Raw genomic sequence first — 18200 nt, 5'->3', positions numbered from 1 at the left:
ACAGCAGCAACTTTTTACGTCATGAGCTGGCCGATCAGGCGGCCCACTTCTGCATGCACCGCATCACGCCGGGCATCGGTGGCCGCATTTTCGGTGAGATAGACCGCAAACAGCAGCGGTGCGCCTTTCTCTGTCCACACCACGCCCACATCGTTGGCCGTGCCCAGCCGTCCCGTCCCGGTCTTGTCGCCGACCTTCCAGCCCTTGGGCAGGCCGGCGCGCACGCGCTTGTCGCCAGTCTGGTTGGCCACCAGCCATTGCGCAAGCTGCTGGCGCGAGGCCGGCGTCAGCGCATTGCCCAGCACCAGCTGGCGCAGGTCGGCAGTCATCGCGGCCGGAGTGGTGGTGTCGCGCGGGTCGCCGGGAACGGCTTCGTTGAGCGTGGGCTCATTGCGATCCAGCCGGGTCAGTTCATCGCCCAGCGACCGCACAAAGCGCGTCATGCCGGCGGGACCGTCCATGCTCTCCAGCATGAGATTGGCGGCGGTGTTGTCCGAAAGAGTGATGGCGGCCTCGCACAGCTGTGCCAGCGACAGGCCATCCCCGCCGGTGTGCTTGCCGGTGGTGGGCGAGTAGGGCACCAGGTCCTGCTGGCGATAGACGATACGGCGCGCCAGCTGCTCCTTGCCCTCGTCCACGCGACGCAGCACGGCGGCCGCCGCGAGGAACTTGAAGGTACTGCACATGGGGAAGCGCTCATCGGCACGATAGCCCCAGTGACGGCCGCCGGCGGTATCGACCAGCGACACGCCCAGACGCCCGCCGATATCGGCTTCCAGCCGCGACAGCGTGGCGGTCAGTGCGGATGAGTCCACAGTTTTACTTGCGCCTTGCAGGCTGGCCGCCCAGCTGCGGCTGATCAGGCCGGCACCGGCCAGCGCGGCGACGGACAGAAAATGACGTCGTCCAGACATGGATACTCCTCGATGAATGATGGCAACAGGGCTGCATCATAGGCAGTAGTCGCGGTGCTCACAATTCACGATAATTGGACGCAAGCCCAAGAAAAACTGATGCCTGGAGTGTTCATGTACCTGCCCCTCAATGCCCTGCGTGCCTTCGAAGTCTCGGCCCGCCATCTCTCCTTCACGCGCGCCGCCGAGGAATTGAGCGTGACCCAGACCGCCGTGAGCATGCAGGTCAAGAACCTGGAGCAGCGGCTGGGCGTGACCCTGTTCCGTCGCCTGCCACGCGGCCTGGCCCTCACCGACGAAGGGCTGGCACTGCTGCCGGTGGTGGCGCAATCCTTCGGGCGCATCGCCGATGTGCTGGCCCAGTTCGAAGATGGCCGGCGCCGCGAGGTGCTCACCGTCGGGGTGGTCGGAACGTTCGCCGTGGGTTGGCTCATGCCGCGCCTGCGCGAATTCCAGCAGCAGCATCCCTTCGTCGACCTGCGCCTGCTCACCAACAACAACCGTGTCGACCTGGCCGGTGAGGGGCTCGATTATGCGATTCGTTTTGGCGATGGTGCATGGCATGGCACCGAGGCTGAACGTCTGTTCGAAGCGCCACTGGCACCCATGTGCGCACCGGAGATTGCCGCCCGCTTGCGCACGCCCTCCGACCTGGCGGCCGAGACGCTGCTGCGGTCCTATCGCAGTGACGAGTGGCACCGCTGGTTTGCGGCCGCCGCTGCGCCTTGCCCGCCCTTGCGCGGCTTCGTATTCGACTCCTCGCTGGCGCTGGCTGAAGCGGCTGCGCAGGAGGCCGGCGTGGCGCTGTTGCCGGTGATGATGTTCGAGCGCGAATTGCGGCAGGGGCGGCTGGTCTGCCCCTTCGAACAGCGCATCGTGCTCGGTGCCTACTGGCTCACGCGCTTGAAGTCACGCCCGCAAACCGCTGCCATGGCGGCTTTCCGGACATGGCTGAAGGTGCAGGCAGACTGCGTGTAGGGGATGCTGAAGTGATGATTACGCGCAACAACCACAGCCATGTCAGAGAAATCCTGATAGACGCGCGGCCTGCATGCACCTAGAATAAATGATATAAACAATTTATACGGTTCGTGCCGGCCGTATGAGTCGACACCATGGACAGACCGGCACTGGCAGAAAACCTTCGGGAGCCTGCCATCAGTCAATAGTGAAAGGGGGTAAGTCATGCACTACTTCGCACAACTCTATCGCAAGCTGGTTGATTTTCTCAATGACTCCAGTGAACTCGACACCGGTTCGCACCGCGGTGCGCCGCATTGCTGCAGCCTGTATTCGGGCTTGTCGAGCATGTCGCAGGAAGAGCAGCGTCACTGACATCATGAGTCATTGACTCGTCACGCCTGCCTCACCTGCAGACCCGGGCCGCGCCAGCGCCCCGGGTTTTTCTTTATCTGCACGGACAACACTGCACGTTTTGGAGATTGCATCGTTTCTCTAACGAGTGTCATCAGGACTTTCCCGCTAATCAAGGCGCTGAAGATGTAATAGAGTCGGGAAACAAGCCGCGGCGACGTCGCGGCGGAGCAACTTCACTCAGGCTCAGATGACACAACTCAAAAAAATCAGCGTCAACGACTTGGCCGTGGGCATGTATTTTTCCGGTTTCGATGGCCCCTGGATCGACAACCCGTTCTGGCGCAGCAAGTTCCTGATCGAGCAGGCCGCAGACGTCAGCCGCGCCCGCAGCGCCGGCTTCGAGTTCTGCTGGATCGACGTCTCGCTGGGCCGGGATGTCATTCCGGGTAGCGCCATCGAAGCAATGGACGTGGCCGCAGAACCGCGTGTGGAGCTGGTGCCGCTCACGCCAGAGGACGAGTATCGCAACGAACTGAGCGAAGCCCTGCGGCTCTACGAGAGCGCCAAGGTATCGACGCAGCAGATGTTCCGGCAGGCGCGCCTGGGCAAGACCCTGGATGTCGCGCAATGCCAGGACCTGGTGGAAGAAATCGCCGCCTCGGTCACGCGCAATTCGAATGCCCTGCTCAGCATCATCCGCTTGAAGCGTGCTGACGAATACACCTACCTGCATTCCATTGCCGTCTGCACCATGATGGTGGCACTGGCACGCACCCTGGGCATGGACAATACGGCCTGCAAGGAAGCCGGACTGGCCGGCTACCTGCACGACGTGGGCAAGGCCTTCATTCCGCTCGACGTGCTCAACAAGCCCGGCAAGCTGACCGATCAGGAATTCCGCATCATCCAGCGCCATACCACGCTGGGCTATGAATACCTGAGCGGCTTCGCGGGTGTGCCGGATTATGTGCTCGACGTCTGCCTGCATCATCACGAAAAGATCGATGGCACCGGCTATCCGGGGCGTCAGCAGGGCAACCAGATCGATCTGTATTCGCGCATGGCGGCGGTGTGTGACGTCTATGACGCCATCACCTCCGACCGCACCTACAAATCCGCCTGGGATCCGGCCGAATCGCTGGCTCGCATGGCCAGCTGGAGCGGCCACTTTGATCGCCCCATCTTCCTGACCTTCGTCAAGACGCTGGGGATCTATCCCATCGGATCCATCGTCAAGCTGCGTTCAGGCCGCACAGCACTGGTGATTCGCCAGAATCACAAGGACCTGACCAAGCCGGTGGTCAAGGCGTTTACGACGGCGCTCTCGATCGAATCGCTGGAGAGCGAGATCATCGATCTGTCCTCGCCGGACCAGGATGATGTGATCAGCGAACGCAGCGGCCAGGACTGGATCCGCAGCAATGGACTGGTGCTGGATTCGCTCAAGGCACTGGTGGAAGGAAACGAGCGACCGGGTGAGCCGGGGCATCAGGGGCAATAGTTGTTTGAGGGCGAAACCCCGTTGCGCGCCTGCGCACCGGGGTTTTTTATTGCAGGCAGTACTTGCATTCAGCGGGTGCCGAGGATGTGCGCGATGCGTTCCTCATTGGCCGGATGGCTGGACAGGTAACGTGCTGCCGGACTGTCCTTGCTCTTGCCCATGTCTTCCAGTTTCTCGAACACCAGCGCCAGTTTCTGGCGCGGCAGGCCATTGGCCTTGAACATGGCGATGGCGTAATCATCGGCCTCGCGTTCGATATCGCGCGAATACTTCAGATCCAGCAAGACCGTCGGGATGTTGGCCAGGACCGCCGAGACATCGCCGAACAGCAAGGTGGCCGTGGCCGCGATGGCCGAACTCTGGATCAGCCGCCGCATCAGGTGGCGCCGGTGCACATGCCCCAGTTCATGGGCCAGCACACCCATGAGGGCGTCATCATCATCAAGCAGCTGCACGATCTCATCGGTGACCACGATCTGGCCCGAGGGCAGGGCGAAGGCGTTGGGACCGATGCGGCTCTTGCGGAACACGATCTGGTAGTCGGGCGCATCCGCCATCGGCGCGGTCAGGGCACGAAAGCGCGACGTGATGCCCTTGGCCCGCTGGGCGTCGAGCTGGCTGGGGGCCAATACGTGCTGGTCGAGGAAGTCCAGCGTACCTTGACCGACCTGGCGATCCACCGCCACCGGCAGGATGGCCGTGATGCCCTGCGCGGCCAGCGGCAGCAGGTACAGGTAGCTCAGTACCACCACCGCGACCAGCGCCGCGCATGCCGCCAGCGCATGCCGCCAGCTTTGCTGCAAGCGGACCACCAGTGAATCCCGGTGGCCGGTTTCATGCAGCAAGGCGCTGAAGGCCGCCCCATCGATGATTTCCAGATAGGCACCGTCAGGGAAGCTGACCTTGCGCGCTGCCCGGTTCAGGCGCTCGGAGACGCGCAATTGGGCGATCGGACAGTCCCGCTCCACCTCGCCGCGCACCTGGGCCATGCCATCGCTGACGTCCAGCGTCACCTGGTAACGCTTTGACGTCTTGCCATCGTAGTAGGAAGCGGAGACCGTCATGGCTTACATCGACAGATCGAAGTCGAGCAGGTCGCCCAGGCCTTCACCGGTGGCCGAGCCGGGCGACTCGCTGGAAGCGATGAAGTCATCCAGGCTGCCCGCCGGCAGCAGCGTCACCGACTCGATGCGGTAGCGCATCATGCGGATTTGCGCGAAGGGGGTGAACAGCCCCAGCGTGAACGCGATGCCGAGCACGTTGGTGAGCAGGATGATGGCGGTGCGGCCCCAGCGCATGCGGCTTTCGAAGCGATGCTCGCCCAGGCGCGTGTTGTTCCACACCAGGTTTTGCAGCAGCGTGATCCACAGCGGAATGATCAGGAAAGACCAGGCATACAGGGCGAACAACATCAGCCCGAACGCGGCGATCGAGCCCGCACCCGACTGCACCGACTGGAACAGTGCCACGCCGCCAAAGCCGACCACGATGAGCACCGAGCCGGCGATCCAGCCGCCGATGCCGGCCGCGAAGGCCAGATAGAACGCGCCGACCGAACCGTGGAAGGAAAAGTGGGTGGCACCGAAGCGCGCTTCATTGTGCTGGAAGCGCTTGAAGCGCTGCGCCGCCATCGGCATCAACAGGCCCAGGCTGAAACCCGACATCATGGGCCACAGCAGGAAGTTCTTGAATGCGCCGCCGAAGCTGCCGCGAAAACCGAAGCGGATGCCGCGATAGCTGGTGTTGTAGAGCTTGAACTGCAGACTGCGCCAGATCAGCCAGGGACTGGCCAGCATCAAGGCCAGCGCGGCAATCAGGCCAAGCAGGAGGTTGATGTAGCCGGCGATCTGGTACACCACGATCAGCACGACGGCCAGGATGCGTCCCTTGAGGATGGCGACGGGGTTCCCGTGATAGTCGAAGCTGGCGCCGGCCACCGAGGTGTTGTCGTAGAAGTAGCGCAGCCGACGCACTTTGGCCCAGGCCGAATAGATGCCCAGCGTGACGATCGACAGCAGCAGGTTGACGATCCAGATCCGGAAATATTCGGAGCCGCGTCCGCTGAAGGTAAAGGCCTGCGGTGCACTGTGGTCGGCCGAGTCACGCAGGGCGGTCGCGAAATTGCCGGGCGCCGCCGGAACGGAAGGCGAGGGAAGGGAAGATTCAGGCAAGTCAGGATGATCGTTCATGGAAGCTCTTGTATTGGTCGTTGTATGGAAGAGGTCTGCCGATGGGGTCGGGCAAGAATCCATTGCTCGCAAGTAAAAGTCAAGTTGTCGCTGATCACCACGCTGCTTGTATGGATGTTGTAGGGACCGGCCTCGCATTTGTTCGAGCTTCACTGGTCTGACCTTCTGCAGAAATGCACTGTTTGTGCGAACATTGCTGCCCGAACGCGGTCAAGGCAAGGGCATGGATGAGCTGGAAACAGCACGGCCATGCCGCACCGATTGACCGTGTGGTTCATCTTCGCGCCAAACAAAAGTTTCCTGAACGCCGCCCGGTCTCCACGCCGGGCGGCGTTTGCCAACCAAAGGAGCCTCCATCCATGTCCACGTCCTGGAACACCGCCGCCATCGCCGAGAAGCTCGGCATCCCCGCCACCGACCTCGGCATCGAGACCATCGCCCACAGCGCCGATGGCATCGATTACGAAAGCGTCCTGCTCTACAACAAGGCACAGCCGCCGGTGTCGGGCGTGCTGACCGTCCCCAACTATTTCGGCCTGCGCCAGCAGGCGCTGGAAATCGCCGCCACTACCATCGGCGCCGGCCATGCCATCCTGGTGGCCGACGTGTTCGGCAAGAGCCTGCGTCCGACCAATCCGGACGAAGCTCTGGCCGCCATCCTCCCGCTGAAGAAGGATCGCGCCGAACTGCGCAAGCGCATGCACGGCGTGCTGAAGGTCTTGCGCGAGCAGACCTTCGTCAAGCTCGATGCCGGCAAGCTGGGCGCCAGCGGTTTCTGCTTCGGCGGCACCGCTGCGCTGGAACTGGCGCGTGATGGTGCGGACGTGCGCGGCACGGTGTCGCTGCACGGTGCGCTCGATACCCCGGCCCCGAGCGAGAGCAAGGTCAAGGGTGCGGTCCTGGTGCTGCACGGCGTGCAGGATCCCTCGGTGCCACGCGATCAGGTCAATGGCTTCATCGACGAGATGAGCGCCCTCAAGGTTGACTGGCAACTGGTCAACTATGGCCAGGCCGGCCACTCCTTCACCGATCCGGATGCCAACCACCCCGGCTTCTTCTACCACCGCCAGACGGCAGAACGCGCCGCGGTCGCATTGCAGGCCTTCTTCGGCGAAGTGCTGGCCTGAAGTCCTGAAGTCCTGAAGTCTTGAAGCAAGGCAGGGCCGACGCCCTGCCGAACTGATTCATCCACCTGAGCAGCGGTGCCCGTAGCCGCTGCTCAGGCAGTCTCACCATAACAACAAGAGAGTGCGTCCGTCCGGCGCGCAGGGGAGCGTTCATCCTTGCCGCGCCGCTCGCGCCAGCATCCTGCATTGCCCTCGTCAAATCCCACGTCCAAAGGATACTCATGTCACAAGATAAAGAGCCCAGGCGGCGCTTCCTGCGCCAGGTGTTGGCCATCGTCCCAGCCGCGACCACGCTAGGCGGCGCCACCACCGTAGCAGTCAGCCAGCCGGCAATGGCCGACAGCAGCGAGCCGGGCAAGCCCCGCGCCTACACGCCGACCTACTTCACTGCGCCCGAATGGGCCTTCCTCAACGCCGCCGTCGATCACCTCATCCCTTCCGACCAGTACGGTGCCGGTGCGCTCGAAACCGGCGTGCCCGAGTTCATCGACCGCCAGATGGAAACCCCCTACGGCGCCGGCAAGCTGTGGTACATGCAAGGCCCCTTCCATCCGGACAGCGTGCCCGAACTGGGCTACCAGCTCTCGCTGGTGCCGCGCGACATCTACCGCCAGGGCATCGCTGCCTGCAATGACTGGTGCAGCAAGAACCACGGCAAGGTCTTCGCCGAACTCGACAAGGCCAAGCAGCTGGACGTGCTCAAGATGATGGAAGGCGGCAAGATCACGTTCGACACCGTTCCCGCCAAGACCTTCTTCAGCTTCATGCTGGGCAATACCAAGGAGGGCTATTTCGCCGATCCGATGTACGGCGGCAACCAGAAGATGGGCGGCTGGAAGATGGTCGGCTTCCCCGGTGCGCGCGCCGATTACGCTGACTGGGTTGATCAATACAACGTCAAATATCCATACGGCCCCGTGTCGATTCTGGGAGAGAAGGGCTGATCATGGCTATCAAAAAAGACAAAGTGGATGTAGTGATGGTGGGCCTGGGCTGGACCGGTTCCATCATGGGCATGGAGCTCACCGAAGCCGGCCTGAACGTGCTGGCGCTGGAACGCGGCGACATGCGTGACACCAACACCGACACACCTTATCCGAAGGCAGTCGATGAACTGAAATACTCCGTGCGCGGCGCGCTGTTCCAGGACCTCTCGCGCGAGACCGTGACGATTCGTCATACGCTCTCCGATGTGGCCGTGCCCTACCGCCAGCATGGTTCCTTCCTGCTGGGCGATGGCGTGGGCGGTGCCGGTTTTCACTGGAACGGCATGATGTACCGCAACCTGCCCGAAGAGCTGGAAATGCGCACGCACCACGAGCAGAAATACGGCAAGAAATTCATCCCCGAGGACATGACCATCCAGGACCATGGCGTGACCTACAAGGAGCTGGAGCCCTTCTACGATTTCTCGGAAAAGGTCATGGCAGTTTCCGGCAAGGCCGGCAATCTCAAGGGCCAGATCGTGGCCGGCGGCAATCCGCTGGAAGGCGAGCGCAGCGATGAATTCCCGACCCCGCCGCTGCAATACCAGTACAGCGCCTCGCTGGTCGAGAAGGCCATGCGCGACGTCGGCTACCACCCTTATCCGGCGCCCGCGGCCAATGCTTCGCAGCCCTTCACCAATCCGTATGGCGTGCGCATCGGCCCCTGCAACTACTGCGGCTTCTGCGAAAACTACGGCTGCTACATGTATTCCAAGGCATCGCCGCAGACCACCATCCTGCCGGTACTGTTGAAGCGCAAGAACTTCGAGGTACGCACCAAGGCCCAGGTCATCAAGGTCAACCTGGATGCCTCCGGCAAGCGTGCCACCGGCGTCACCTACATCGATGCCCAAGGCCGCGAAGTCGAACAGCCCGCCGACCTGGTCCTGCTGACCGCCTTCCAGACCCACAACGTGCGCCTGCTGCTGCTCTCGGGCATCGGCAAGCCCTATGACCCGGTCTCCGGCGAAGGCGTGGTCGGCAAGAACTTCGCCTACCAGTACAACGGCGGCATCAACGTGGTCATGCCCAAGGGCACGCAGTTCAATCCCTTCATCGGCACCGGTGCCGGTGGCGTGGGCATGGACGACCTCAACGCTGACCAGTTCGATCACGGTCCGCTGGGCTTCATCGGCGGTGCCTCGATTCGTCACGTGCGCTATGGCGGTCGTCCCATCAAGCAGGCCGGCACCATGCCGGGCGAGAAGGTCCCCAACTGGGGTTCGGAATGGAAGGCCAGCGTGCAGGATGCCTACCAGCGCACGCTCACCATCGGCATGTCCGGTTCGGTGATGGCGTATCGCGATTGCTACCTGTCGCTGGATCCGACCTACAAGGATGCCAATGGCCAGCCGCTCTTGCGCATGACCCTGAACTGGAAGGAGAACGAAGGCAAGATGCTGACCTACATCGCCGGCCAGATGGAGAAGGTCGGCCAGGCCATGAATCCGGAGAAGGTCGTCAAGGCCGTGCGCAAGACCGGATCATCCTGGGATACGCGGGTCTATCAATCGACCCACCTGACCGGAGGCGCCATCATGGGCACGACGCCCAAGAACAGCGTGGTCAACAAGTACCTGCAAAGCTGGGATGTGCCCAACGTGTTCGTCTACGGCGCTTGCGCCTTCCCGCAGAACATGGGCTACAACCCGACCGGGCTGGTCACGGCGCTGGCGTATCACTCCGCCAAGGCCATCCGTGAGCAGTATCTGAAAAAACCCGGCCCGCTGGTGCAGGCATAAGGATGACGACCATCATGATCAAGCACTATTTCATCGCCGCCTGTGCGGCTGTCATGTCGCTGTCCGCCTTCACCGCAGCAGCGCAGACCAATGCCGCCGCACCCTCGGCCGACCAGCAGCTGGTGCAGCGTGGCGAGTACCTGGCCAAGGCCGGGGACTGCGTGGCCTGCCACACGGCCAAGGGCGGCAAGCCCTTTGCCGGTGGCCTGGCCATTGCCACGCCCATCGGCACGGTGTATTCCTCCAACATCACGCCGGACAAGGAACACGGCATCGGCAGCTACAGCGAAGAGGATTTCGACCGGGCGCTGCGTCACGGCATCCGCAAGGATGGCGCGTCGCTCTATCCGGCCATGCCGTATCCTTCCTACGCCAAGGTCAAGCCGGCTGACGTGAAGGCGCTCTATGCCTACTTCATGCAGGGCGTACAGGCCGATCCCGCACCCAATCGCGGTGTGGACATCACCTGGCCCCTGTCGATGCGCTGGCCGTTGTCGGTGTGGCGCAAGGTGTTCGCGCCGGCAGTGGCGGCCGATGGTCCGGAGGACAACAGTCCTCTGGTCCGCGGCCAATACCTGGTCGAAGGCCTGGGCCACTGTGGCGCCTGCCACACCCCGCGCGGCGTGGGCATGCAGGAGAAGGCGCTGTCCAATGACAGCAGCCAGTTCCTCTCCGGTGGCGTGATCGACGGCTACCTGGCCAACAACCTGCGCGGCGACGCCCGCGACGGTCTGGGCAACTGGAGCGAGGCCGACATCGTGGCCTTCCTCAAGACCGGCCGCAACAGCCATTCCGCTGCCTTTGGCGGCATGGCCGACGTGGTGGCCAACAGTACCCAGTACATGACCGAGGAAGATCTCTCGGCCATGGCCAAGTACCTGAAGTCCTTGAAGGCGGTGAAGGAGGGCACGCCAGCGCTGGCCTATGACGACAAGACCCACCAGGCCTTGCGCAAAGGCAGCGACCAGAGTCCGGGCGCCATGGCCTTCCTGAACAACTGCGCGGCCTGCCACCGCAGCAGCGGGAAGGGATATGAAGAAACCTTCCCGACCCTGGCCTTGTCGCCGACGGTCAATGCCGAGAACCCGGCTTCGCTGATCCGCATCGTGCTGGAAGGCGCCGAAATGCCGTGGACCCACAAGGCCCCGACGCAATTCGCCATGCCGGGCTTTGCCAGCCGGCTGTCGGACCAGGAAGTGGCCGATGTGGTCACCTTCATCCGTAGCAGCTGGGGTAACCAGGCGTCTTCGGTGAACGCGTCCGATGTGGCCAAGGTACGCAAGCAGCTGCCGGAGAAGAAAACGGTGGAGGCGGGGAGTGCGCCGCTGGCCAAGCAGTAGTGAGCAGAAGTAGTGAGCGATGGTCCGGCATCTGCCGGGCTATCAACGATCCCCGCGTCTGCACAACGCGGGGATTTTTTACGGTTGCGGCTTACAGATCGCGAATGCCCACGAAGGTACTGCGCAGTGTGCCGGCGTAGTTCTTCTCCAGGTTTTCTCCCATGTTGGGGGCCCAGTTGTCGTACTGTTCAAACACCGTGGTGAAGCCCAGATCGTGGATCAGTCCGAGCAGATGTTCCTTCTGTATCCAGAAGGAACGATCGTTCTCATAGGACGCCCAGCGCAGTTTTTCGCGCTCCTCGTAGGACGTGCTGGGATGGAACTCGTGGTACCAGCGACCGTTGAGGCCTTCATTGACCTGCATGGGGGAGAGGCTGTAATACTTCACGCCATCTTCCAGTGATGTGGAAAAGTGCGTCTGCAGGATCATCACCTTCTTGGTGTGACGCGCCAGCTTTTCCAGGAAGGCGCGGGGTTTGTCGAAGTGATACAGCAGACCGCAGCAGAACGAGGCATCGAAAGGACCGTAGCGATCCAGATTCCAGGCCGTGTCCTTGACGAAATGGAGGTTCTGCAGGTTCAGGTTCTGCTTCACGTAATTGCAGTACGCAAAGTTTTCCTCCCGTACCTCCAGCCCGATGGATTCAAATCCCATGCGGGCAAATTCCACCGTGTAGCCACCTTCCAGGCATCCCAGGTCGATGATCCGGTAATTGCGGCGGTTGCCGGGAAAGGCCAGATTCAGCACTTTCCTCGCCGAGATCGCCTGGGGGTGATCCTGCAGAAGAATGGTATCTGGCTTGGTGTAGGTCCCGTTGTCCAGCAGGATATTGTGATAAGTGAATTCCATGTTGCCCTTCCCTTTACGTTTTTCGTTATTGTTGGAACGAACTGGCATCCGGAGCAGGATGCCGTTTCTTCATGGCTGACGCGATGCGTCACCGCGATCTTAACCGCTGATGAGCTCTGGTTGAAAGCCATGCGTGTTGCGCTTGCAACGAGCACGCACCTTGCAATCCTGACTTCACCTGACCTGTGCATCGGGTGTTGATGGCAGGCAAAAAAAACGGCACCCCTGAGGGTGCCGTTTCATCGCAGGCGGAAGCGGAGGGAGGCTACTCTTTCACCGCCCCCGTCATCCCCGACACGTAATACTCCACAAAGAACGAATACACCACCGCCACCGGCAGCGAGCCCAGGAGCGCCCCGGCCATCAGTGCGCCCCAGTGATAGACGTCCCCTTCCACCAGCTCGGTGACGATCCCCACCGGCACCGTCTTCACCTCGGAGGAGGAGATGAAAGTCAGCGCATAGATGAACTCGTTCCACGACAGCGTGAAGGCAAAGATGCCCGCCGAGATCAAGCCCGGCACCGCCAGCGGCAGGATGATCTTGACCAGGATCTCCCAGCGCGTAGCACCATCGATGAGCGCGCACTCTTCCAGCTCATAAGGAATCGAGCGGAAGTAGCCCATCAGCAACCAGGTGCAGAACGGGATCAGGAAGGTCGGATAGGTCAGGATCAGCGCCCAGCGCGTATCGAACAGCCCCAGCTTGAACACGATCGCCGCCAGCGGAATGAACAGGATCGAGGGCGGGATCAGGTAGGCGAGGAAGATGCCCAGCCCGACCTGCTTGGAGCCCTGGAAGCGCAGGCGTTCGATCGCATAGGCGGCAAAGACGCTGGCCGCCAGCGAGGCGAAGGTCGATACCACCGACACGATCACCGTGTTGAGCAGCCAGGCCGGATACTGGGTCTGGAACAGCAGCTTCTTGAAGTGCGCCAGCGTCGGGGCAACGACCCAGAAGGGGTTGCCGGTCTGCGAGAGCAATTCATTGTCCGGTTTGAAGGCCGTGATCACCATCCAGTAGAACGGGAACAGCAGCACGAACAGGAAGATCAGCAGCGGAATGTAGATCGTCACCCAGCGGCGCGGTGTCGATTGCAGGAAATCCATGCCCTGGGTTTCCTGCTGGTCGTCTTTTTTCTTGGCCATTATTTGTCACCTCCTTGTTGCCAGCCGCGACGTTGCAGGCCGAAATACGAGAACATGATCGCTGCCAGCAGGAAGGGAATCATGTAGGTTGCCAGTGCCGCGCCTTCACCCAGGGCACCGCCCGGAATGGCGCGCTGGAAGGAGAGCGTGGCCATCAGGTGGGTCGCATTGAGCGGACCGCCACGCGTGAGCACATAGATCAGCTGGAAGTCGGTGAAGGTGAACAGCACCGAGAAGGTCATCACCACCGCAATGATGGGCGTGAGCAAGGGCAGCGTCACGTGGCGGAACTGCTGCCAGGGCGTGGCACCGTCGATGGCAGCCGCTTCATAGAGCGAGGGCGAGATCGTCTGCAGGCCCGCCAGCAGCGAGATCGCCACGAAGGGAATGCCGCGCCAGACGTTGGCAAAGACGGTGGACCAGCGCGCATTCCACGGGTCGCCCAGGAAGTCGATGTAGCGGTCGATCAGGCCCATCTTGTGCAGGGCCCAGCTGATGACGGAGAACTGTGCGTCATACAGCCACCAGAAGGCCAGGGCCGAGAGCGCAGTCGGCACGATCCAGGGCAACAGCACGATGGCGCGGAAGAAGGTCTTCAGCGGCACGTTCTTGTTGAGCAGGATGGCCAGCCACAGTCCCAGTGCGAATTTCAGGATGCTGGCGCTGACCGTGTAGAACACGGTATTGAACAGCGACAGCTGCGCCAGCGAATCGCCGGCCAGGTAAGTGTAGTTGTCCAGGCCGATGAAGCTGCCTTCGCCGCCGATCTTGGTATCGGTGAAGCCCAGCCAGATGCCCAGGCCCAGCGGGTAGGTCAGGAACACCACCAGCAGGATCACGGCCGGGGCCATGAACAGCATGCCCAGTACGTTACGGTTGTTCAGGAATCGGGATAGCATGATGTGCCTCGATGAAAGGGCCGCAAGCCAGGCCTGCGGCCAATACGGTAGTGACGCGTCGCGATGCGTCAGCGCGGCAGGACCGGGTCGGCAGGCCCTGACAACCTGCCCCTTTGCCCGCTGTCCCGAGGGAACCCGGATCCGCCTTGCTGACGTTCAGGCTGCTGCCATCAGGTCTTGTAATACCGCTTGGCGCGTTCGGCCGCACGGTCGATCGCCTGCTGCACGGTCTTGGCGCCCGAGGCGGCCTCGGCCACCATGTCCACCACCACGTAGTCCGCCATGCAAGCCGCCGAGGCCTGTCCCAGCGGGCCTTCGTGGCCATGGTCCAGCATCAGCGAGGCCGAGTCGCGATACACCGTGGCCTTCGGGTCGTCGGTCCAGACCGGGTTCTTCTCGTAGGCCTTCAGCGGCTGGCTGACGTAGCCGATGGAGGCCTTCATCCACGGGTTGTACTGGTCCGGCTCAAACATGAATTGCACGAAGGCCTTGGCCGCATTGGGAAACTTGGTGTGCTTGAACACCATCATCTGTGTGATCTGCATCAGCTCGGTGGGCTTGCCGGCCGGGCCGACCGGGAAGTGCGCGTGCTGGGTATCCTTGGCGATGTCCTGCAGCTTGGGATCCTGCGAGTTCTTGGCGGCGTAATACACCGAGATGCCGTTGGCCGTGAGGCTGATCTGGCCATCCAGGTAGGCCTTGTTGTTGGACGGATCCTGCCACGACAGGGTGCCGGGCACGAAGGTGGCATAGAGCTGCTTGGCGTATTCCAGCGCGGCGCGGGTCTCGGCCGAGTTGATGGCGACCTGGCCGTTCTTGTCGACCAGCTTGCCGCCATGCGACCACAGCAGCCAGTGCGCCCAGTTGTTGGCGTCACCGACGGCCTTGCCCAGGGCGAAGCCGACCGGAGTGTCCTTGGCCTTCAAGGCCTGGCACAACTTGAGGAAGCCGGCCGTGTCCTTGGGAATGGCATCGAAGCCGGCGGCCTTGATCTGGCTTTCGCGATAGACCAGGGCATTGCCGATCACGCCCAGCGGCAGGGCGATCCACTTGCCGTCCTTGGTGCCGTACTTGCGGCAGACGTCGTACCAGCCGCCATAACGCTTGCCCAGCGAATCGGCCAGGTCGGTCATGTCGACCAGCTTGGTCGGGTACTGCTGCGGGTCGTCGAACCAGCCCAGCACGATGTCCGGACCGCTGCCCACGTTGGCGGCCACGGCCGATTTCGGGCGCACGTCTTCCCAGCCTTCGCTGTCGGTGCGCACGGCCACGCCGGTCAGTTCGGTGAATTTCTTGACGTTGGCGTTCCACAGGTCTTCATCGCCCTGGACGAAACGCTTCCAGCGCAGGATGCGCAGGGTCGCGCCCTGTTCGATGGGGTACTTGATGCTGTCGGCGCCAGCCGCGCCGGGGCCTGCGGCAAAGGCGTTCACGCCCATGCTCGATGCGGCTGCGGCGGCAGCGCTGGTGACCAGGAATTCGCGTCGTGTCAGCTTGCTCATGTCTCCTACTCCTTCGGTTGAAAGTCGAATTGGACCGCTCTCGAACGGCTGTTCTTGCGGATGGACTCTTTTTCTTGTGATGCTGCGCTACGGGTGGTGCTTGGCTTACTGCAGTGATGGTGCGTTGGATCAGCGGGCCGCCAGCGACTTGCCCGATTCGGCGTCAAACAGGTGCGTGCGGCTGTGGTCGGGAATCAGGTGGATCACGTCGCCTGCGCCGAAATCATGGCGCTCGCGGAAGATCGAGGTGAGGCTGGTCTCGCCGAAGCGCGAGAACACTTCGGTATCGGCCCCGGTCGGTTCCACCACGATGACCTTGGTGGCAATGCCTTGCCCGGCCGCACCGATGGAGAGGTGCTCGGGACGCACGCCGTAGGTGACCTTCTGCCCGTCATTGCCCTGCAGGGCGCTGCCATAGGGCGCGGGCACGCGGGTGCCGTCGGCGAACTCGACTTCTGCTGCGCCACCGCCACCGTTGCGGCGCAGGGTGGCAGGGATGAAATTCATTGCAGGAGAGCCGATGAAGCCGGCTACGAACAGGTTGGCCGGATGGTCGTACAGGTCCAGCGGACGGCCGCGCTGTTCCACCAGGCCATCGCGCATGACCACGATCTGGTCGGCCATGGTCATGGCTTCGATCTGGTCGTGGGTCACATAGATGGAGGTGGTCTTCAAACGCTGGTGCAGCTCCTTGATCTCGGTGCGCATCTGTACGCGCAGCTTGGCATCGAGGTTGGAGAGCGGTTCGTCGAAGAGGAACACCTGCGGATCGCGCACGATGGCGCGGCCCATGGCCACGCGCTGGCGCTGGCCACCCGAGAGCTGGCGCGGATAGCGGTCCAGCAGCTGGTTCAGGCCGAGGATGTCGGCGGCCTTCTTGACGCGTTCTTCCACGAAGGACTTGTCCTTCTTGGCCAGGGTGAGCGAGAAGGCCATGTTGTCGCGCACCGTCATGTGCGGATAGAGCGCGTAGTTCTGGAACACCATGGCGATGTCGCGGTCCTTGGGCTGGACGTTGTTGACCACGGTACCGCCGATGAGGATCTCGCCGCCGGTGATTTCCTCCAGCCCCGCCAGCATGCGCAGCAGCGTCGACTTGCCGCAGCCGGACGGACCGACCAGGACGGTGAATTCGCCATCGGCGATATCGATGTCGACGCCCCGGATGATCTGGGTGCTGCCGAACTGTTTCTTGACTGCGCGGATCTGTACTGATGCCATCAAATGCTCCTCGTGTCTATCCTCGTATCGACGCTGCGGAACCGGTTCCAGGCGGAGCCGTTCACAACGCACTTTGTTCAGGCACGTCCTGTGGAGGGACGCGTGGAAGATCCTGCCGGCCTTCCTTTTTTTCGTTGTCTACACTGATGCTGCGCCGGCTGGCGGCCGGCGCGGTGCTGCGTTGGCGCCCCGTTGCCGGGGGATTGTTTTGACTTATTTGTTCTTGCCCTGAACGACCACGTAGGAGGGCCGTCCGTTGCGGTCCCAGTCGATCAGGTTCTGGGCCGCCTTGCGCCGCAGTTCGCGCGCTGCGACATCCGAGAAGAAAGCCGCGTGCGGCGACAATAGCACACGTGGATGCTGCACGATAGCCGAGGCCGTCTGCGGCGGCTCCACCGGCAGCACATCGAGCGCGGCACCCTTGAGCTGGCCGTTTTCCAGCGCGGCCAGCAGGTCGTCGATCTTGATGAGGCCACCACGTGCGGAGTTCACCAGGTAGCTCTGCGGCTGCAGGAGATTGAGCAGCGAGGCGTCGATCATGTTGCGCGTCTCGTCGTTCAAGGGCGTATGCAGCGACACCACATGCGCCTGGCGGAACAACTCTTCGCGGCTCACGCGTTCCACGTAGGCGGGGAAATCGCCATCGATGATGTAGGGATCATAGGCAATGACGCGCTTGAAGAGATTGCGCGAGATATGCGCCATGCGCTTGCCGATGCGGCCCAGGCCGATGATGCCGATGGTGAGATCGGAAGCGCGCGGAATGATGCCGGCCGTGGTGTAGTGCCATTCACCGGCTTTCACGGCACGGTCATAGACGGTGATGTTGCGGATCAGGTCCAGCGCCATGGCCAGCGCATGGGTGGCCACTTCCCCTACGCCATAGTCGGGCGAGTTGGCGACCCACACGCCGTGGGCTGCGGCGTCAGCCGTGTTGATGGTGTCGAAGCCGGCGCCATAGCGGCTGGCGATGCGGATTTCAGGACGGGCCGCAAAGACCTTGGCGTTCACCGGTGCGTATTGCACCAGCAGGCCCTGGCATCCTGCGGAGGCGGCGATCACCTCCTCTTCCGTGCAGCATTGCGCGGTCACGACTTCCACGCCGGCTTCCTTGTAGAGCGCAAGCTCCAGGTCGACGTCGGGGAAGTCGTAGTCCGTAATCAGTACTTTCATTGCTCGTCTCCGTGATGGTTGTCTTGGTCCACCTGATGCAACTACTTCCTGGAACACGGCCGCCGCTTGTGTGGCTGTACCGTGGTCCCGGGGTACGACGGATGCTGGTATTAAGCTGAATTTAATGCTGTTTGAATGACCCTTAACTTTTGCTTAATGCTGCTTGTTGAAGCCTGTGAAGCTTGTGATGCCTGATGCGTGATGCCTTGCTGCAGGTGGAATTCGGTCAAGCCAGTTGGCTTTGAAAATTTCTCCTGCCCTTGCCGCCGTTGCTGGAGGCAAGGGCAGGCCA

At 62.2% G+C, this 18200-nt stretch carries 16 protein-coding genes; 7 read left to right on the top strand and 9 right to left on the bottom strand.

The annotated features are described in order from the left end of the window. Positions 1-14: 14 nt before the first annotated feature. Positions 15-914, bottom strand: a complete 900-nt coding sequence (gene bla, locus E2K99_RS17380) for a class A beta-lactamase (RefSeq protein WP_134223024.1) — start codon at positions 912-914, stop codon at positions 15-17. A 114-nt stretch (positions 915-1028) separates the two neighbouring features. Here bla and E2K99_RS17375 point away from each other — a divergent pair, with 114 nt between their 5' ends. The 3 genes from E2K99_RS17375 (at position 1029) to E2K99_RS17370 (ending at position 3732) form a co-directional block, all read left to right on the top strand. Continuing rightward, on the top strand, positions 1029-1892 hold the full coding sequence (locus E2K99_RS17375; protein WP_134223023.1) for a LysR family transcriptional regulator: 864 nt from the start codon (positions 1029-1031) through the stop codon (positions 1890-1892). A 207-nt stretch (positions 1893-2099) separates the two neighbouring features. Further along, entirely contained in the window at positions 2100-2249 is a 150-nt protein-coding gene (locus E2K99_RS25575; RefSeq protein ID WP_166675078.1) for a hypothetical protein, read from the top strand. Positions 2250-2478: 229 nt separating this feature from the next. Continuing rightward, the gene (locus E2K99_RS17370) at positions 2479-3732 is read left to right on the top strand and encodes an HD-GYP domain-containing protein (protein WP_134223022.1); all 1254 of its coding nucleotides are present in this window, start codon (positions 2479-2481) and stop codon (positions 3730-3732) included. Between the two features lie 68 nt (positions 3733-3800). Here E2K99_RS17370 and E2K99_RS17365 read toward each other — a convergent pair whose 3' ends face one another. Continuing rightward, positions 3801-4796 (bottom strand): M48 family metallopeptidase, encoded by a 996-nt coding sequence (locus E2K99_RS17365; protein WP_134223021.1) that lies wholly within the window; start codon positions 4794-4796, stop codon positions 3801-3803. Positions 4797-4799: 3 nt separating this feature from the next. Continuing rightward, a complete protein-coding gene (locus E2K99_RS17360) occupies positions 4800-5921 on the bottom strand; it encodes a YjgN family protein (protein ID WP_134223020.1) in 1122 nt (373 codons plus the stop codon). 359 nt (positions 5922-6280) lie between these two features. On the opposite strand from E2K99_RS17360, the gene E2K99_RS17355 reads away from it, so the two are divergent. The 4 genes from E2K99_RS17355 to E2K99_RS17340 all read left to right on the top strand — a co-directional run bounded on the left by E2K99_RS17355 (position 6281) and on the right by E2K99_RS17340 (position 11116). Further along, positions 6281-7048, top strand: a complete 768-nt coding sequence (locus E2K99_RS17355; RefSeq protein ID WP_134223019.1) for a dienelactone hydrolase family protein — start codon at positions 6281-6283, stop codon at positions 7046-7048. Positions 7049-7269: 221 nt separating this feature from the next. Continuing rightward, on the top strand, positions 7270-7992 hold the full coding sequence (locus E2K99_RS17350; RefSeq protein WP_134223018.1) for a gluconate 2-dehydrogenase subunit 3 family protein: 723 nt from the start codon (positions 7270-7272) through the stop codon (positions 7990-7992). Between the two features lie 2 nt (positions 7993-7994). Further along, entirely contained in the window at positions 7995-9776 is a 1782-nt protein-coding gene (locus tag E2K99_RS17345) for a GMC family oxidoreductase (RefSeq protein WP_134223017.1), read from the top strand. Positions 9777-9790: 14 nt separating this feature from the next. Then, a complete protein-coding gene (locus tag E2K99_RS17340; RefSeq protein ID WP_205703812.1) occupies positions 9791-11116 on the top strand; it encodes a cytochrome c in 1326 nt (441 codons plus the stop codon). A gap of 91 nt (positions 11117-11207) precedes the next feature. Here the strand turns inward: E2K99_RS17340 and E2K99_RS17335 are convergent, their stop codons facing one another. From E2K99_RS17335 to E2K99_RS17310, 6 genes are all read right to left on the bottom strand, one after another. Then, positions 11208-11966 (bottom strand): class I SAM-dependent methyltransferase, encoded by a 759-nt coding sequence (locus tag E2K99_RS17335; protein WP_205703695.1) that lies wholly within the window; start codon positions 11964-11966, stop codon positions 11208-11210. 265 nt (positions 11967-12231) lie between these two features. After that, entirely contained in the window at positions 12232-13113 is an 882-nt protein-coding gene (locus E2K99_RS17330) for a carbohydrate ABC transporter permease (RefSeq protein ID WP_039784561.1), read from the bottom strand. Further along, positions 13113-14012, bottom strand: coding sequence for a carbohydrate ABC transporter permease (locus E2K99_RS17325; RefSeq protein WP_039784562.1), 900 nt, complete (start codon positions 14010-14012; stop codon positions 13113-13115). The genes E2K99_RS17330 and E2K99_RS17325 overlap by 1 nt, the downstream gene beginning before the upstream one ends. Positions 14013-14182: 170 nt before the next feature. Further along, on the bottom strand, positions 14183-15514 hold the full coding sequence (locus E2K99_RS17320; RefSeq protein ID WP_039784563.1) for an ABC transporter substrate-binding protein: 1332 nt from the start codon (positions 15512-15514) through the stop codon (positions 14183-14185). Positions 15515-15643: 129 nt separating this feature from the next. After that, a complete protein-coding gene (locus E2K99_RS17315; RefSeq protein WP_134223014.1) occupies positions 15644-16735 on the bottom strand; it encodes an ABC transporter ATP-binding protein in 1092 nt (363 codons plus the stop codon). A gap of 213 nt (positions 16736-16948) precedes the next feature. Further along, on the bottom strand, positions 16949-17908 hold the full coding sequence (locus E2K99_RS17310) for a C-terminal binding protein (RefSeq protein WP_134223013.1): 960 nt from the start codon (positions 17906-17908) through the stop codon (positions 16949-16951). Positions 17909-18200 lie beyond the last annotated feature (292 nt).

Origin of the sequence: Herbaspirillum huttiense (genome assembly GCF_004367745.1) — a bacterium.
GTDB classification, from domain to species: domain Bacteria; phylum Pseudomonadota; class Gammaproteobacteria; order Burkholderiales; family Burkholderiaceae_D; genus Herbaspirillum; species Herbaspirillum huttiense.
The sequence above is the reverse complement of the archived record's forward strand: the minus strand, read 5'-3'. Positions and strand labels throughout refer to the sequence as shown.

Bases quoted from the DNA above. Each gene is read 5' to 3' on its own strand.
- bla (WP_134223024.1), bottom strand. From the start codon at position 914: ATGTCTGGACGACGTCATTTTCTGTCCGTCGCCGCGCTGGCCGGTGCC.
- E2K99_RS17375 (WP_134223023.1), top strand. From the start codon at position 1,029: ATGTACCTGCCCCTCAATGCCCTGCGTGCCTTCGAAGTCTCGGCCCGC.
- E2K99_RS25575 (WP_166675078.1), top strand. From the start codon at position 2,100: ATGCACTACTTCGCACAACTCTATCGCAAGCTGGTTGATTTTCTCAAT.
- E2K99_RS17370 (WP_134223022.1), top strand. From the start codon at position 2,479: ATGACACAACTCAAAAAAATCAGCGTCAACGACTTGGCCGTGGGCATG.
- E2K99_RS17365 (WP_134223021.1), bottom strand. From the start codon at position 4,796: ATGACGGTCTCCGCTTCCTACTACGATGGCAAGACGTCAAAGCGTTAC.
- E2K99_RS17360 (WP_134223020.1), bottom strand. From the start codon at position 5,921: ATGAACGATCATCCTGACTTGCCTGAATCTTCCCTTCCCTCGCCTTCC.
- E2K99_RS17355 (WP_134223019.1), top strand. From the start codon at position 6,281: ATGTCCACGTCCTGGAACACCGCCGCCATCGCCGAGAAGCTCGGCATC.
- E2K99_RS17350 (WP_134223018.1), top strand. From the start codon at position 7,270: ATGTCACAAGATAAAGAGCCCAGGCGGCGCTTCCTGCGCCAGGTGTTG.
- E2K99_RS17345 (WP_134223017.1), top strand. From the start codon at position 7,995: ATGGCTATCAAAAAAGACAAAGTGGATGTAGTGATGGTGGGCCTGGGC.
- E2K99_RS17340 (WP_205703812.1), top strand. From the start codon at position 9,791: ATGATCAAGCACTATTTCATCGCCGCCTGTGCGGCTGTCATGTCGCTG.
- E2K99_RS17335 (WP_205703695.1), bottom strand. From the start codon at position 11,966: ATGGAATTCACTTATCACAATATCCTGCTGGACAACGGGACCTACACC.
- E2K99_RS17330 (WP_039784561.1), bottom strand. From the start codon at position 13,113: ATGGCCAAGAAAAAAGACGACCAGCAGGAAACCCAGGGCATGGATTTC.
- E2K99_RS17325 (WP_039784562.1), bottom strand. From the start codon at position 14,012: ATGCTATCCCGATTCCTGAACAACCGTAACGTACTGGGCATGCTGTTC.
- E2K99_RS17320 (WP_039784563.1), bottom strand. From the start codon at position 15,514: ATGAGCAAGCTGACACGACGCGAATTCCTGGTCACCAGCGCTGCCGCC.
- E2K99_RS17315 (WP_134223014.1), bottom strand. From the start codon at position 16,735: ATGGCATCAGTACAGATCCGCGCAGTCAAGAAACAGTTCGGCAGCACC.
- E2K99_RS17310 (WP_134223013.1), bottom strand. From the start codon at position 17,908: ATGAAAGTACTGATTACGGACTACGACTTCCCCGACGTCGACCTGGAG.